The organism is Campylobacter anatolicus, assembly GCF_018145655.1.
Taxonomy (GTDB): Bacteria; Campylobacterota; Campylobacteria; order Campylobacterales; family Campylobacteraceae; genus Campylobacter_A; species Campylobacter_A anatolicus.
The window spans coordinates 182,433-197,492 of the sequence record NZ_JAGSSY010000003.1 but is presented as its reverse complement, the minus strand read 5'-3'; the positions used below and the strand labels follow the sequence as shown (position 1 = coordinate 197,492).

General features: G+C 34.3%; 17 protein-coding genes. 3 read left to right on the top strand and 14 right to left on the bottom strand.

Annotation, left to right across the window (positions count from 1 at the left end; genetic code table 11):
* Window positions 1-33: 33 nt before the first annotated feature.
* From KDE13_RS06290 to KDE13_RS06225, 14 genes are all read right to left on the bottom strand, one after another.
* Window positions 34-1,263 (bottom strand): type II secretion system F family protein, encoded by a 1,230-nt coding sequence (locus KDE13_RS06290; protein ID WP_212143140.1) that lies wholly within the window; start codon window positions 1,261-1,263, stop codon window positions 34-36.
* Complete coding sequence (locus tag KDE13_RS06285; RefSeq protein ID WP_212142125.1) at window positions 1,260-2,996, bottom strand: GspE/PulE family protein; 1,737 nt, start codon at window positions 2,994-2,996, stop codon at window positions 1,260-1,262. Before KDE13_RS06285 ends, KDE13_RS06290 begins: the two co-directional genes overlap by 4 nt.
* Window positions 2,996-3,535: a hypothetical protein gene (locus KDE13_RS06280; RefSeq protein WP_212141099.1), complete on the bottom strand. Its 540-nt coding sequence runs from the start codon at window positions 3,533-3,535 to the stop codon at window positions 2,996-2,998. Before KDE13_RS06280 ends, KDE13_RS06285 begins: the two co-directional genes overlap by 1 nt.
* The gene (locus KDE13_RS06275) at window positions 3,535-4,068 is read right to left on the bottom strand and encodes a hypothetical protein (RefSeq protein ID WP_212143139.1); all 534 of its coding nucleotides are present in this window, start codon (window positions 4,066-4,068) and stop codon (window positions 3,535-3,537) included. Before KDE13_RS06275 ends, KDE13_RS06280 begins: the two co-directional genes overlap by 1 nt.
* Window positions 4,061-4,876 carry an ATP-binding protein gene (locus tag KDE13_RS06270; RefSeq protein WP_212143138.1) on the bottom strand — a complete coding sequence of 272 codons (816 nt, stop codon included), beginning with the start codon at window positions 4,874-4,876 and terminating at the stop codon, window positions 4,061-4,063. Before KDE13_RS06270 ends, KDE13_RS06275 begins: the two co-directional genes overlap by 8 nt.
* Window positions 4,869-6,395 carry a pilus (MSHA type) biogenesis protein MshL gene (gene mshL, locus KDE13_RS06265; protein WP_212142044.1) on the bottom strand — a complete coding sequence of 509 codons (1,527 nt, stop codon included), beginning with the start codon at window positions 6,393-6,395 and terminating at the stop codon, window positions 4,869-4,871. Before mshL ends, KDE13_RS06270 begins: the two co-directional genes overlap by 8 nt.
* On the bottom strand, window positions 6,373-6,747 hold the full coding sequence (locus KDE13_RS06260) for a hypothetical protein (protein WP_212141103.1): 375 nt from the start codon (window positions 6,745-6,747) through the stop codon (window positions 6,373-6,375). Before KDE13_RS06260 ends, mshL begins: the two co-directional genes overlap by 23 nt.
* Window positions 6,744-7,370 (bottom strand): type 4a pilus biogenesis protein PilO, encoded by a 627-nt coding sequence (pilO, locus tag KDE13_RS06255; protein WP_212143137.1) that lies wholly within the window; start codon window positions 7,368-7,370, stop codon window positions 6,744-6,746. Before pilO ends, KDE13_RS06260 begins: the two co-directional genes overlap by 4 nt.
* Entirely contained in the window at window positions 7,367-8,863 is a 1,497-nt protein-coding gene (locus KDE13_RS06250) for a C4-dicarboxylate ABC transporter (protein ID WP_212143136.1), read from the bottom strand. Before KDE13_RS06250 ends, pilO begins: the two co-directional genes overlap by 4 nt.
* Window positions 8,864-8,916: 53 nt before the next feature.
* Entirely contained in the window at window positions 8,917-9,786 is an 870-nt protein-coding gene (gene era / locus KDE13_RS06245; RefSeq protein WP_212141106.1) for a GTPase Era, read from the bottom strand.
* A 47-nt stretch (window positions 9,787-9,833) separates the two neighbouring features.
* Entirely contained in the window at window positions 9,834-11,156 is a 1,323-nt protein-coding gene (hslU, locus tag KDE13_RS06240) for an HslU--HslV peptidase ATPase subunit (protein ID WP_212141107.1), read from the bottom strand.
* Complete coding sequence (gene hslV, locus KDE13_RS06235) at window positions 11,156-11,698, bottom strand: ATP-dependent protease subunit HslV (protein ID WP_212142039.1); 543 nt, start codon at window positions 11,696-11,698, stop codon at window positions 11,156-11,158. Before hslV ends, hslU begins: the two co-directional genes overlap by 1 nt.
* Complete coding sequence (gene rplI / locus KDE13_RS06230) at window positions 11,698-12,147, bottom strand: 50S ribosomal protein L9 (protein WP_212141109.1); 450 nt, start codon at window positions 12,145-12,147, stop codon at window positions 11,698-11,700. The genes hslV and rplI overlap by 1 nt, the downstream gene beginning before the upstream one ends.
* A 203-nt stretch (window positions 12,148-12,350) precedes the next feature.
* Complete coding sequence (locus KDE13_RS06225; protein WP_212143135.1) at window positions 12,351-13,571, bottom strand: argininosuccinate synthase; 1,221 nt, start codon at window positions 13,569-13,571, stop codon at window positions 12,351-12,353.
* Between the two features lie 115 nt (window positions 13,572-13,686).
* On the opposite strand from KDE13_RS06225, the gene KDE13_RS06220 reads away from it, so the two are divergent.
* From KDE13_RS06220 to lptB, 3 genes are read left to right on the top strand one after another with little or no spacing between them, the layout of a single operon-like run.
* Window positions 13,687-13,932, top strand: a complete 246-nt coding sequence (locus tag KDE13_RS06220; RefSeq protein ID WP_212142124.1) for an RNA-binding S4 domain-containing protein — start codon at window positions 13,687-13,689, stop codon at window positions 13,930-13,932.
* Window positions 13,929-14,339 carry a tRNA (adenosine(37)-N6)-threonylcarbamoyltransferase complex ATPase subunit type 1 TsaE gene (gene tsaE, locus KDE13_RS06215; RefSeq protein WP_212142038.1) on the top strand — a complete coding sequence of 137 codons (411 nt, stop codon included), beginning with the start codon at window positions 13,929-13,931 and terminating at the stop codon, window positions 14,337-14,339. The genes KDE13_RS06220 and tsaE overlap by 4 nt, the downstream gene beginning before the upstream one ends.
* Window positions 14,332-15,060, top strand: a complete 729-nt coding sequence (lptB, locus tag KDE13_RS06210) for an LPS export ABC transporter ATP-binding protein (protein ID WP_212141112.1) — start codon at window positions 14,332-14,334, stop codon at window positions 15,058-15,060. Before tsaE ends, lptB begins: the two co-directional genes overlap by 8 nt.

The window sequence follows — 15,060 nt, the reverse complement described above, 5'->3', positions numbered from 1 at the left end:
ATTATACTTTATATAGTGGATTATATCATAAATTTAGCTCTTTACGGCTTGTGCCATATCCCACATCGGCATAAATATCCCAAGTGAAAGTATAAGTACCATAATGGTTATAAAAATAAGCAGTATCGGCTCGATATAGCTTGATATGTTATCAACTATTTCGTTGAATTTGACCTTATAATACTCACTTATTTTCTCAAGCATACTATCTAAACTACCACTTTGTTCACCAGCTCCTATCATCTGTATAAGCATACCTTCGTAAAGTTTAGTTTGTTTAAAAGCATCTGTTAGGCTGATACCACGACGGATTAAAATTTTTACACTGTTTAGCTTAGTTTTAAGCTTGGCATTTGAAAGTGTCATAATAGCTGTATCAAGGGCATTTGTTATTGGTAATCCAGCACGAACAAGCTCTGTAAATATCAGATGAAAACGGCTCATATTTGAGTAAAATATAATTTTGCCTATGAGATAAACCTTCAGTAAAAATGTGTCAATTTTAGCGTGAAAAAGCTCATCTTTAAGATATAAATTTCTTATAAAAGCACCACTTACTACAAGTATAATTAAAATAAATGCACCATAGTCACTAATAAAACTTTGCGTAAAAAGTAAAATTTGCGTCGGTAGAGGTAGCTCTGCGTTTAATTGCTCAAAAATCTCTCTAAATTTAGGCACAACAGCTATCATCATAATAATAAAAGCAACTATAATCGTAGTTATAACAAGTATCGGATATCGAATGGCTTTTTTAAATTTTTGTTGATTTTGCCATAACTCATCAAGGATATTTGCTAGTTTTTCAAAGGCATTTGCGATATTTCCAGTACTTTCGCCAAGTCGCACCATAGATATGCAGATATCGCCTAGCTCTTGCCTATAGCTCAAAACAGCACTACTTAGACTCAAACCTTGATTTAGTTCATCGTTTATATGCTTGAAAGTCTGTTTTAGTTGTTTATCATCACTTGAATTTACGACCTCTTTTATGCTATCGTGTATAGATATACCAGCATTACTCATCACGCTTAGTTGCCTGATAGTTGCTATCAAAGATGGTAGCTTTATCTTTGGCGATAAAAAATTTTGTAAAATTTTGCTATTTTGAGCTATTGCTATGGGTTTGCTTGTAGCGATTTTTGTGATAGTTCCACGATTGTTTATAGTTGCTAAGCTTTTTGTGTCAAATTTATTATCAGTTTTTAGCGTAATCTTATGATGTTTACCATCATTTTCACACTCGAGATTAAAAATTTTCATATCTTAGCAACCCTGTAGACTTCTTCGATCGTCGTTATACCACGTGCTGCACACAATATCCCATCGCTAAATATATCTACAAAACCCTCTTCGTAAGCCGCTCTTTTTAGTTCGTCTTTGTTTGCATTATTTGCAATTAAGCTTTGTAGTTTATCGGTAACAGGAAGCACTTCGCTTATCATTTCTCGTCCTATATAGCCAGTTTGAGCACATCTAGGACAGCCAACGTGAGCGTAAAACTGATAGTTTTGTGGTAGATATCCTTCAAGCCTTTTAAATGTATCGTGTGGTAATGTGATCTTTTGTTTACAATGTGGACAAAGTTTACGTATTAGACGTTGTGCTTGGATACATATGAGTGCCCCACTAACTAAATATGGCTCAATGCCCATATCTATCATCCTAGGTAGAGCACTTATAGCATCATTTGTGTGAAGTGTAGAGAAGACTAAGTGTCCAGTAAGTGCTGACTGGATTGCGATACGAAGTGTCTCTTGATCGCGTATCTCGCCGATCATTATAATATCTGGATCCTGACGTAGGATCGAGCGTAGGGCAGAGACAAAGCTTAGTCCTGTTTTTTCATTTACTGCGACTTGCTGGATCATATTTAGCTGATATTCGATAGGATCTTCTATGGTGATTATCTTTGTTTTGACATTTTTTATATCATTTAATGCACCATAAAGCGTTGTCGTCTTACCGCTTCCAGTTGGTCCAGTAACTAGTATGATGCCATAAGGCTCTGACATCGCTTTTTTAAATTTTATGAAATTTTTCTCGTTCATACCCAAATTTTCTAAATTTATAATAACTTTTGATTTATCAAGGATGCGTATAACGACGCTTTCGCCGTTTAATATCGGCAGTGTTGAAATACGAAAATCATACTCTTTATCTAAAATTTGAGTAGAAAACCTTCCATCTTGAGGTTTTCTTCGCTCAGTGATATCCATATTGCAAAGCAGTTTTATGCGACTAAGCAATGGCGGATATATGTCTTTATCAAATATAAATGTTTCGCTTAACATTCCATCTATTCGGCTTCTTATAATGCAGTTTGTTGGTGTTGGTTCGATATGTATATCACTAGCATGGCTTTGGATTGCAGTTTTTAAGATAACATCTATTAAATTTAATATCCCTGAGTTTTGGGTATTTGAGGAGTTTGCTGAACTTGAAAGCTCCTTGCGTATATCGGTGATTATATCTTTGATATTTTCATTTATAGCTAGTTTTGTTGTGTATTTTTCGATTTGGTTTGGGTTAGCACAGATGACTTTTAGTAGTTTTTGGCTAAAGAGATTTTGAATTTTATCTTGTGCGATGAAATCAAAAGGATTTTTAAATGCGACATATACGTTTATATCATCGTCTTTTATAGGTAATGCACCGTAGTTTCGTAGCTGATTGACACTTAAGCTCTCACAAATTCTGTAATCTATATCTATATCATCAAGATCTATAAAATCTAGTTTAAATTTCTCACAAACCTGCTTTAAAAAACTCTTTATATCTATGCATAAGTCATTTGCTATATCGTTTATATCGACGTGTCCTTGTTTGTAAAGCTCAGCTAAATTTGATATAATCTCATTCTCACTTACACCTTTTTTAGATAAAAACTCAATTAATTTTGTACTTTGTAAATTTTCAAGTTCAAGTGCCATTTGTGGCGATATAAGTCCATTTTGTTCTAATGTTTTTAGCAGTGTTATCTTTGTTGCATTCATCACCAATACTCTATCTCTGTCTTTATCTCTTCATCTTTAAATATCCTTAAAACAAGCCTTTTTATCTCGCCATCTTTTACCGAAAGCTCGTAGTGTGTATCTGAGTTTGCCTCTTTAAATATATATGTTCCACTATCGTTTATGTACTCTTTTTTTACAAATTTATCAAATATAAATGACAATATATAATCACTCCTAGGAAGACGTATATAGCTAATATCTACATCATCGATCACAGCGTGATATAGCAACTTTTTTTTAAGCAAAATATCAGCAAAATATGCTGCGTTTTCACGCGATTGTTTATTTCTAACTAGTTTAAACATAGGTGCAGCAAGACGATTAATCTCGTGTAACTTTAAACACGCCATGCCATAAAGACTCATAATCTCCTCATCATCACTCTTTTTAAAATAGCTTTCAACGGCATTAGAACAGACCTTTTTATACTCTCCAGCACTAAAATCAGCTACTATCTCACTCGCACTTATAGCAAAAATTTGATTGCAGATAATACATAAAAATATAAATTTTCTCATTATTTTTCACCTTTTATATCGTGCATTTGTATCTGTATCTTTGGCGTTGAGCTATTTTGATCAAAACCAGCATTTGGCTCACCCATAATCTCTATAAAATTTAGTTTAAGCCAACCTTGTTCATTCGTGTCATTTTGGTTGCTTTGAGTTTGACTTATGTCTTGATTTGTATCCTTAGGCTCTTTTATCTTTAGGCTTTGTTCTATCTTTTTAGCGATTTTATTGGCTAGTTCGTCTTGCCTTTGACTTTCTTCAAATTTTGCCTTTGCCTGTTCGCTTTTAAGCTTAACTTCATATATTATTTGTGCAGTTTGGTTGTGCTCCTTTTGTGGTTGTGTGTGGTGGATGGTGGTATTTTGCATTACTATCGTGTTTTGTTTTGATTTTGGATTGATAGCAAATAAATATATGGCAAAAATTACAAAAATAGCAACTAAAAATAAAATTTTATAATCAAATTTATAGCCTTTGTTTTTACTTTTATAAATTTCATAAGCCTTTTCAAGCCTTGCTATATCGCTACTTTCAAGCATTTATAAGCTCCGTTTCTAGTGCTGCCATCGTTAGAATTTTCTCATTTTGATTATAAAGAGCTGATGGGCGATGCTCGTCATAATATTCGCAAATCTCAAAAAATTTATACATAAGTTTGTTTAAATTTCTTAAGTTCCCACCACAAAAATCATACACTAAAGCATAATCAGCATCGCTAAAATTTAGATATTTCTCATACTCTTTTTGCTCTAGCTTTTTTTGGATATATAGCGTTATTTCACTTTTGTTTATACTTTTTAGCTCTATGCTTTCCCATATACGCGTCGTGAAATAATCTTTTGCTAAAACATCTTCATCATTTGTCTTGTGTATAGTAAATAAAAATTTAAAATACCGTGTATCAGCCATAAGGCGGATCTTTTCTATAAGCTCATTTGGATATAGTTGAGCCTCGTCAAGTATGATTATGGCTTGATTTTTAATCAGATTTTTATCTTTAAAATTTAAGCTATAAAAACTTATAAATTCTTCAAAATTATCAAATTTTTCACCATTGTTAAGTAGTTTTTCGCTTAAAGCAGTGATAAAGCTACTCTCTTTGAAAAACGGATAGCTAAAAAATATTACATTTTTATTGCCACTTAGATCGTTTACGATTTTATTTAGTAAAAATGTCTTACCACTGCCTGGCCTACCGTAAAATAGTATAAGTTTTAGCGGTTTTTGCATAGCTGATATGAGTTTGTTATAGCAGGACATAGATTGATCTAAATTTACAAAGCTCTCTATATCATCTTCATTTATAAATATATCTTTTATATTGGTGTATGCGTTAATTTTACTCATATGTTGACCTTGATAAGTCAAGCTCTTTTAGCTGTTTTTGTATATCTTGTGGTTTTGTCATATCTATAACACGTGGTGTGATGACAAATATAAGCTCGGTTGTTTTTATGCTGTCTTTTGTGCTTTTAAATACATGGCCAACAAGTGGAATATCTGCAAGTATTGGCACTCTTGTATTATCTTTACCCTTTGTTTGACCGATAAGTCCGCCAAGCACGATCGTATCTCCGCTATTGACCCAAACGACTGTTGAGAGCTTTTTTTGTATAGTATCTGGTGCGATCTCGCGTATAGCTGTATTTTGTGTAGCAGAACTATCATCGTCGTATTTAAATGTACTTAAAGACGGATTTATGCGTAGCATTATCTTATTATCATCTGAAACTTCTGGTAATAAATTTAACAAAATACCTATAAAAACGGAGTATTGTTTGTAAGTCGTGGTTATGCGATCGCTTGAAGTGTTGGTATTTTCGGTCTCTTCTAGAACTCTGTAGTTTATATTATCGCCAACACTGATTAGAGCTTGTTGGTTATTTAGCGTAGTTACCTTTGGACTTGAGATAATCTTTGTTTTACCGTTTGTTTCAAGAAAATTTATCATACCATCAAGGCTAAAATTTAAATTTGCGGCGATGTTTAGTGTGTGAGAGAAGCCGCCACTTAGTTTATTTGAGCGATTGTTCCATGTTATGCTAGATGGCTTATTTGCTACGTTATTACCGATATAAGAGTTAAAACCAAGCTCAAATTTAGACCAATCAACGCCTTGTTTATATCCACTGTTTAGTTCAACTGATATGATTGAAACATCTATAACGACCTGTTTTTTAAGTCGTTTTTGTAGTTCATCTATATAGTGTTCAACACGTTTTAACTGCGACGGTGTCGCTGTAACACTTATAAGTCCGGCATTTTGATTTATGATAGGATCTGGAGCGATGATACTTTCGCTTGTATTGTTTAGTATCGCTTTTATTTCGATATTTAAATTTCGCCAGAAGTCGAATTTTTCAGTAGTTTTTATGAGATTATCACTATTTTGTGTATCGTTTTGACTATTTTGTGTTTGTCTTGAAGATGAGCTATTCTCTCCGATTTCCACAGGAGATGCATCTACTGAAGCCTTTGTTATAGCTGTGCCTTCACGCACAGATGTGATGTAGTCGATTTTAAAAATTTTTGTCTTTAAAGATGAAATTTTTAAGATATTATTTGAAAATTCATAGTTTAAATTTTTCTCACTCAAAAGTAGATTAAATACTTCATTTAGACGCATATTTTTAATATTTACTCCAAATAGATGTGCGTTTAACTCACGTTGGCTATGAATATCTTTTGTTACGATGCTAAACTCACACATATCTGAAAGCTCATTTAAAACATCACTTAAAGTTACTCCATCTGCTATCTTCATGCTAAAGCTTTTGTTGTGACAAGTGTTGGCAAATACCGTACTGATACAAGTTATGCAGAGCATAAAAATACAGATAAATTTATTGAATTTTGATAGCAACATTTTTATTTCCATTTAAATTTAGTTCTATTTTTTCACCATTTTTTACAAGTGTAACACTACTTTTACCTATTTTTATAAGACTAAATTCATCTATTTTTTCGCCTACTTTTACCCATTTGCTATTTATTTTTGCTCGGTTGTTTATGATTGCCGTTAGTGTTAGATCGCCTATTTTGCTCATTTCGTTTGTTAAATTTTTATCAAAAGTTTCCTCTTTAAAAGGATCTTTTACTGAGTTTAGCTCATCTTTGCTTAGTCCGATGCGAGGCTCTTTGATAGATGAAATCATATCATTATAATCTAATGAAAAAACGACACAAACAAAACAAAAAAGCAGTGCCAAAATTTTCATTTATAACTCCAAGTAGACAACGACATATTTACCCCAAGCATATTATTTGTGCGATTTATATCTAATTTTTTTATCTGTATTGATGATTTTATTCTTTCGATACTATCTATATAGCCCAAGATATTTTTAAAGCTCCCAAGCAGTGCTATATCGGCATTTATTGTTTTGTTTGTTTTAAATTTATTATCAATATTTAAAATTTTAACATCATTTTGTTTGGCTAATACTATTATTTGCGGTAAAAAATCGCTCCAAGCCTCATCATCAAACAATAAATTTGATAATTCGTCTAATTTTTGTGCAAGATGCCTATCGGACTCTTTAGCCTCTTGCTTCCTATCTTGAAGACTTTTTAGTATATTTAGTTGTTTTTTTATCTCAAATTCTATATCACCATCATCAGAGCTGACAGAGCGAAGATATTGCTGTGTATTTTTAAGTTCAAGCTTTGCATTTTCATACTCATTTATGCCGTTGTTATAAAATTCCTTCGAGCTTTGAAAGCTCAATACAAAAATAACATATATGATTAAAAAAGCACAAGTAAATGTCATAAGTGAAATTTCTCTTTTGCTTCTTAGTTCTAAAAATTGATCTAATTTTGCTAAAATTTTCTCGCTCATCTTATCGCCACACTTATGTTGCTTTCATAGTTTTTTTGCGTTTGATTAAAGTAAATTTTATCAGCTCTTACACTATATTTAGGCACATTTAAGAGCAGACGTATCAGGTTTGCTATCTTTTTATCATCGTTGCTTATTACTGCTAAAGTGATGTTTGTGTCATAGTTTGAGAGTGCTAAAATTTGAGTCTCGCTCTCATTTATAAGTCTACTTATCTCATAAATATTTATACTTTTCATCACGTAATTATTTTTTCTATTATAAATTTGAGTAATAAAATTTTGCTTTTGTGCTAAAGCTTCTAATACCACCTTGTTTTGCTCTTGTAAGATTGCATTTTGACTAGCTATCTCATTTAGTCTGTTTTGTATACGCAAGGCTTTGTCTTTTAGTCCATTATCGAGTGTTTTTGCACTTTTTTGTAGGATAAACCCAGCTATGTAATTATATATAGGATAAGCTAAGCTTAAAGCAACAACGCAAAGTAGCGTGAGTATAAATTTACCACTTTTTCGCCTTGCAAATGGGGCAGGGCGTAGCATAACTGAGAAGTTAAACTCTGGATAAAAATCACTCTTGTAATTTTTAGCTAAAAGTGCCATAAGTTCGTGTTTATTGTTCGGTTTAGTTTTTGATCTATTAGAATTTAGTATTAAATTTTCACTCTTTATTTCAAGTTTTGCCTGCATTAGCTTATCTAAATTTTTGATCTCGCCTAACTGAGAATCTATAAAAATTCTGTCAATATCTATCAGATAAATTCTAGAAATTATGCTTATTATATTATTTACAGCAAATGCAAAATCGCTCAAAATACTGTCAAGATCGGCATTATAACCATTTTCATCATCGTTTATTTTTATCCCATTTTGCAAAATTTCATAAAAGCTCATATCGCTTATTCGTTCTTTGCTTTGTTCGATAAATTTATCTTTTATGTAATTAATACTATATCTTAATGGGCGTGAACAAAGATATTTTGTGTTTGAATATACGCAGATAAAGGCATCGTCTTTTGATAAGCTTACAAAGCAGTCATTGCTTGTATGTTGCAAATCTTGTTTATATACAACGCTATAAAGAAGCGGTGCAGCGATGAGATAGTCGATGTAAGGTATCTTTGTGCTGATATTTTTATATGCTTTAATTATTGTTTCATGTTCGGCGATAAATACATTAAACAAGCGATTTTGAGTATCACTAAAGCTTTCAAGATAGCTTATCTTGTACTCATTTTGCGGATTTAGTTCAAGCTCTTTATAAATACTTTGCGAGATTTCATCTAGCAGGTCATCTTCGCTGGTCTCTTTTGGTATCTGAATCGTCGTCGTTGCTATATCTTTAAAATTTAAGTAAGAGATAAATGTGCTTTGCTTTGATATAGAGTCTTTAGCGTCTATCAAGCTAACACTGCCATTGCTAAATTTATAAGCTGTAAGCTCATACATATCGGTAGTGATGATTGGATTATTACCATTTCTCTTTCTAAGCATTGCAACTCTTTATTAAGGTTTTCACTTTATTTTAATATAAGCAAAATAAAAAATCAATAATTATTTAAATTTTTGATAGTTTTTTCATTTTTACTCCAGCCTTTTTTAACGATGACTACAAGTTTTATGAAAATTTTCTTTTGAGTTAAAATTGCGATTAGTTTTCGTGCTGTTATGCCGATACGCTTTATGGTTTCTCCGTTTTTACCTATTATCATTGACTTATGTGTGTCTCGTTCGGTAATGATGGTGGCGTATACGTTTGTGACGTTATCTCTTTCTATAACTTTATCAACTATAACTTCGCTAGAGTAGGGGATCTCATCACTTAAATTTTCATATATCGCTTCTAAAATAAAGTCGCGAAATATCTCCTTTTCGTTTGTCGTAGTGATAAACTCAGGGTTGTAAAAATATGGATGCTCTGGTAAAAATTTACAGATTTCATCTAAAAGTGGTTTTTTGTATGTAAGCTGCTTCGTGCTAAATGGTACGAGTGAGACGAAATGATCGCTAAATTTATTATACTGCGTCATTTTTTTTAGTACTGCTTCATTTTTGGCTTCATCAATTTTGCTAAGCACTAAAATATGTGGTTTCGTCGGCTTTAAACTTAGGAATTTCTCATAGTTTTCGGTGCTATCATGAATGGAAGCGATAAATATAATAAGGTCGCAATCGCCCATTGACTTTATCGCCTCATTTATCATTAGCTGATTTAACTTTTTATTACTCTCGTGAAGCCCTGGTGTGTCTATGAATATAACTTGATCTTCGCCATTCATCACTATACCATTTATCTTGCGTCTTGTTGCATTTTGTTTGTGCGAAACGATAGCGATTTTTTCATTTAGCAAGGCGTTTAAAAGAGAGCTTTTGCCTGCATTCGTCCGCCCTATAATACTTACAAATCCTGATCTCATAAGCCCCCTTATTTTTAAATTTAAATTAGACTAAAGTAATCTTAAATTTATAATATATATCTTGCTAAGTCTTGATTTTCAACGACATCACTTAGCTTCTCGCTCACCAGCTCTTTGCTGATGATTATACTTTCGCCACTTCGCTCACTAGCCTCAAAGCTGATATCTTCTATAACTCGCTCTATAACTGTGTGAAGTCTCCTTGCACCAATGTCTTCCATCTTTTCATTTGCACTTTGAGCAATCTTAGCTATCTCACGGATACTCTCATCGCTAAATTCTAGACTAACATTTTCAGCTCCGAGTAAAGCGATGTATTGTTTTAGTAACGAGTTTTTAGGCTGCGTTAAAATTTGATAAAGTGCGTCTTCATCAAGACTATTTAGCTCCACTCTTAGCGGAAAACGTCCTTGTAGCTCTGGGATTAAGTCGCTTGGTTTACTTACGTGAAATGCACCAGCTGCGATAAACAAGATATGATCAGTCTTTAGATTTCCAAATTTAGTTGATACACTTGAGCCTTCAACGATAGGCAACAAATCTCTTTGAACGCCTTCCTTACTAGGATCTTGACGACCTCCATTACCAGAGCTAACTGCGACCTTATCTATCTCGTCAATGAAAATAATACCTTCGTTTTCAGCCCTACGAAGTGCTTCGGCTTTAACATGTTCTAAGTCTAAAATTTTATCATTAGCCTCGCTCTCAAGAGCTTTTTTAGCATCTTTTACTTTTAATTCTTTTTTAACAGCTTTATTTGTTATGCCTATTATCTTTATAAAGCTCTCTTGCATTTGTGCCATATCTGGCGGAACATTTGAGCCGGCTTCTAATGCATTTTGTTGCACTTCTATCTCAATACTAAGGTCATCTAGATCGCCATTTCTTAGTTTTGACACCATTTTTTCATAGCTTCTTTCATACTCAGCCATCTTCTCATCACTCGCACCCTTTGGAAGAGGCGGAAGTAATTTTTTGATGATTTTATCTTCTATGTATGCGTCTATTTTATCCTGGTTTTTTTCTATCTGCTCTGATTTTACTAGATTAAACGCTGCCATTGCAAGGTCTCTTACCATACTCTCAACATCACGCCCAACAAAGCCAACTTCAGTATATTTGCTCGCCTCTATTTTTACAAATGGTAGTCCCATCATCTTTGAAAGTCGTCTTGCGATCTCTGTTTTACCTACACCAGTTGAGCCTATCATCAAGATATTTTTAGGCATTATGTCATCTTGCATAGCTTTGCTTAGTTGCATTCTGCGGTAGCGATTGCGAAGTGCAATTGCTATTATCTTTTTTGCCTCTTTTTGACCGATAACATAATCATCAAGAAATTCAACGATCTGTTTTGGTGTCATATTCATTATTTTTCATCCTCAATTACATAAGTTTTTATATTTGTATTTGTATATATGCAGATTTCACCTGCGATATTTAGACTCTGCTTTACCAGCTCCTCTTCATCCATATTGGCAAATTTATCCAAAGCACGTGCTGCTGAAAGTGCATAGTTACCGCCACTACCAATCGCTGCTATCTTGCCATCTTCTGGCTCTACAACATCGCCAGTTCCACTTAGTAAGAAAATTTTCTCACGATTTAACACTAACATCATCGCTTCAAGCTTACGTAGATATTTATCTTTTCGCCACTCTTTGCTAAAATTTATAACAGCTTTTAGTAGATCGCCTTTAGTATTTTGAAGTTGTGTTTCAAACATATCAAAAAGGTTAAATGCATCGGCGGTGCTACCAGCAAAACCAGCCAAAACATTGCCGTCTCCGACTTTGCGAATTTTTACAGCATTGCCCTTTAATATAGTATTGCCAAAGCTAACCTGTCCGTCCCCGCCAATTACTGATTTATGTGCCCCTTTATAGGCTAAAATAGTCGTTGCGTGAAACATTACTCACCTACAACTTCAACTTTTAGTGTAGCATTTACAGCATGTCCGAGCTTTATGCTAACGTCATAAATTCCAACTGCTTTTAGGTGATTGTGCTCTATCTCAATAGCTTTTTTATCTACGATTAAATGGTGGGTTTTTTCTAATTCTGTAGCTATCTCCTCTTTTGAAACCGCACCAAATAAAGCACCATTTGCACCAAGCTGTTTTTTAACTACAACGACTACTTTGCCAAGCTCATCTTTTAGCTTTTCTAAATTCGCAAGTTCATAGCTTAGCTCTTCGGCTTTGCGTCTTTGAGCTGCTTCGTACTGTCTTATAACATCAGGTGTTGCAGCTTTTGCAAGACCTTTGCCTATTAAAAAGTTATTGCCATAGCCGTCTTTTACCTCTTTTATCTCACCAGCTTTTCCTAGTGATTTTACATCTTTTATTAGTAATACTTTCATTTAATTTTTCCTTCGTAAAATTTAACTTTGTAAACGAATAAATTTCGTCTTTGTGATAGGAGTATCTGTACTCCACTTTTACTTCGTTTTACTCATAATTGCAAACAGATTGACTTGCCTAAAGCATAAATCACTTATACACGACCTGTATTATTTTAACTCTATTATCAAATTTAAAGGTAGAAATTCGCTATTAAGTCAATTTAAAATTTTCTACCATTTTTGCGTGCAATAATAAATCTCAATGCATTTAACTTAATGAAACCATTTGCATCTTTTTGATCAAACACCGTATCCTCTTCAAAAGTGCTAAACGCTTCGTTAAATAAGTTATCAGTTTTGCTATCACGACTTAAAATGATAACATTACCCTTGTATAGCTCAATCTTTACTGTACCATTTACGTGTTTTTGACTCTCGTCTATCAAGGCTTGCAACATAACACGCTCGGGCGAGAACCAATAACCGTTGTAAATCAGCTCTGCATATTTTGGCATAATTTCATCTTTTAAGTGAGCCGCACCACGATCAAGTGTTATACTCTCTATTGCTCGGTGTGCTTTTAGCATTATTGAGCCACCAGGAGTTTCGTAACAACCTCTGCTTTTCATGCCAACTGAGCGGTTTTCAGCCAAGTCAAGGCGACCGATACCATGCTTCGCACCTAGGCGGTTTAGCTCGGTTAATAGCTTGGCTGGACTTAATTTTTTGCCGTTTATGCTTACCGGATCACCATTTTCGTAGCCGATCTCAATGATCTCACTCTCATTTGGTGCATCTTTTGGATCGACCGTCCAACGCCACATATCTTTTTCAGGTGCGTTTGCCGGGTTTTCAAGCACTAAGCCCTCATAGCTAATGTGAAGCAAGTTTGCATCCATTGAGTATGGACTTTTACCAGGTTTTTTGCTGATATCAATGCCATTTTTCTCAGCATATGCGAGTAGTTTTTCGCGACTGTTTAAGTCCCACTCACGCCAAGGAGCGATTATGGTTAGATCATCGCCAAGTGCGTAATAACCTAGTTCAAAGCGGACTTGGTCATTACCCTTGCCAGTGGCGCCGTGACTCACGCCATCAGCTCCTGTTAGCCTTGCTATCTCGCTTTGACGTTTGGCTATAAGCGGACGTGCGATAGATGTGCCTAGTAGGTATTCGCCCTCGTAAAGTGCGTTTGCACGAAACATTGGAAATACAAAATCACGGACAAATTCTTCACGCAAGTCTTCTATAAAAATATTTTCAGGTTTTATGCCAAGTGCTAGGGCTTTTTTGCGAGCTGGTTCTAGCTCCTCGCCTTGACCGATGTCGGCGGTAAATGTCACAACTTCGCACTTATACTCATCTTGTAACCATTTTAAAATGATGCTTGTATCAAGTCCACCAGAGTAGGCTAGAACTACTTTTTTTACATCTTTTCTCATCGCTGAAAATCTCCTTATACACTAAATTTAATAATTTCGTATTTTAGCCAAAAATGATTAAATTTTATTAAATTTAGTGATTAAATTTAAGCAGTTTTTGGCTAAAATCTCGCCTATGAGAGTAGATAAATTTTTAAATGTAGTAAATATTACTAAGCGACGTTCAGTCAGTGAGGATATGTGTAGAAGTGGAGTTGTAAGCATCAACGACGTTGTAGTAAAGGCCGCAAAGGATGTAAAAGTCAACGATGTAATAACGATAAAATTTCTCACTCGTGAGGCAAAATATCAAGTTTTAGCTATTCCGACGACAAAAAGCATACCAAAATCGGCACAAAATGAGTATATCAAAGAGCTATGAGAGATAAATTTATTTTAGGATTAAACGAGCTTGATAGGCTAGTGGCTGTGTTACCAAAGCAGGGTGTGGTGCTATTTCGTGGTGATCTTGCAAGTGGTAAAACCACTCTTATTAAAGCTATTGCTAAGGCTTATGGAGTGCAAAGTAATGTAACATCACCGACATTTTCAGTTATGCAAAGCTACGTTGGAGATATACAAATTTATCACTACGATATCTATCAAAATGGCTTAGCGGGGATAATAAAAAATGGACTTTTTGAAAATTTAATGGAAGATGGATTGCACCTTGTAGAATGGGGCGATAATGAGCTTGAAAATATGCTTAAACGTTACGGCATAGAGTATTGCGTAGTGAGTATAAAAACGCAAGAAAATAGACGAGAATATGAGGTTTATAGTGCATAAATTAGAAGTTGTAAATTTAACAAAAACGATAAAAAAAACGCAGATAATCAAAGGAATTTCGCTTGAGGTCAAGAGTGGCGAGATCGTAGGACTTTTGGGTCCAAACGGGGCTGGAAAGACAACTACATTTTATATGATATGCGGGCTTATAAGCCCTAGTAGTGGAGCTGTTATGCTTGATGGGGCTGATGTTACAAATGTCGCTTTGCATCGTCGTGCAAAAATGGGAATTGGCTATCTGCCACAAGAATCAAGTATATTTAAAGAGTTAAGCGTAGAAGAAAATCTACTTTTAGGTGCTGAAATATTATACAAAGATGAACAAGAGTGTGCTAAAAAAGTTGATGAGATGTTAAATTTATTAAACATTGAGCCGATCCGTTTGCGAAAGGGTGTGAGTCTAAGTGGTGGTGAGCGTAGGCGTTGTGAGATAGCTAGGAGTCTTATGATAACGCCTAAGTTTTTGTTGCTTGATGAGCCATTTGCTGGAGTCGATCCTATAGCGGTTAGTGATATACAAAGTATCGTCCGTGATCTTAAAAATTTAGGCATAGGAGTGCTAATAACCGATCACAACGTGCGTGAGACGTTAGCTATCTGTGACAGAGCATATGTCATAAAAGATGGCTCGTTACTAGCAAGTGGTGGAGCAAAAGATGTTGCAAATGACAAAAATGTCCGCACTTACTATCTTGGTGAAGAATTCCGTCTTCTTGAGTAA

What these genes read in the sequence shown, in the direction of transcription:
- KDE13_RS06290 (WP_212143140.1), bottom strand. Translation starts at nt 1,263, where the DNA reads ATGAAAATTTTTAATCTCGAGTGTGAAAATGATGGTAAACATCATAAG.
- KDE13_RS06285 (WP_212142125.1), bottom strand. Translation starts at nt 2,996, where the DNA reads ATGAATGCAACAAAGATAACACTGCTAAAAACATTAGAACAAAATGGA.
- KDE13_RS06280 (WP_212141099.1), bottom strand. Translation starts at nt 3,535, where the DNA reads ATGAGAAAATTTATATTTTTATGTATTATCTGCAATCAAATTTTTGCT.
- KDE13_RS06275 (WP_212143139.1), bottom strand. Translation starts at nt 4,068, where the DNA reads ATGCTTGAAAGTAGCGATATAGCAAGGCTTGAAAAGGCTTATGAAATT.
- KDE13_RS06270 (WP_212143138.1), bottom strand. Translation starts at nt 4,876, where the DNA reads ATGAGTAAAATTAACGCATACACCAATATAAAAGATATATTTATAAAT.
- mshL (WP_212142044.1), bottom strand. Translation starts at nt 6,395, where the DNA reads ATGTTGCTATCAAAATTCAATAAATTTATCTGTATTTTTATGCTCTGC.
- KDE13_RS06260 (WP_212141103.1), bottom strand. Translation starts at nt 6,747, where the DNA reads ATGAAAATTTTGGCACTGCTTTTTTGTTTTGTTTGTGTCGTTTTTTCA.
- pilO (WP_212143137.1), bottom strand. Translation starts at nt 7,370, where the DNA reads ATGAGCGAGAAAATTTTAGCAAAATTAGATCAATTTTTAGAACTAAGA.
- KDE13_RS06250 (WP_212143136.1), bottom strand. Translation starts at nt 8,863, where the DNA reads ATGCTTAGAAAGAGAAATGGTAATAATCCAATCATCACTACCGATATG.
- era (WP_212141106.1), bottom strand. Translation starts at nt 9,786, where the DNA reads ATGAGATCAGGATTTGTAAGTATTATAGGGCGGACGAATGCAGGCAAA.
- hslU (WP_212141107.1), bottom strand. Translation starts at nt 11,156, where the DNA reads ATGAATATGACACCAAAACAGATCGTTGAATTTCTTGATGATTATGTT.
- hslV (WP_212142039.1), bottom strand. Translation starts at nt 11,698, where the DNA reads ATGTTTCACGCAACGACTATTTTAGCCTATAAAGGGGCACATAAATCA.
- rplI (WP_212141109.1), bottom strand. Translation starts at nt 12,147, where the DNA reads ATGAAAGTATTACTAATAAAAGATGTAAAATCACTAGGAAAAGCTGGT.
- KDE13_RS06225 (WP_212143135.1), bottom strand. Translation starts at nt 13,571, where the DNA reads ATGAGAAAAGATGTAAAAAAAGTAGTTCTAGCCTACTCTGGTGGACTT.
- KDE13_RS06220 (WP_212142124.1), top strand. Translation starts at nt 13,687, where the DNA reads ATGAGAGTAGATAAATTTTTAAATGTAGTAAATATTACTAAGCGACGT.
- tsaE (WP_212142038.1), top strand. Translation starts at nt 13,929, where the DNA reads ATGAGAGATAAATTTATTTTAGGATTAAACGAGCTTGATAGGCTAGTG.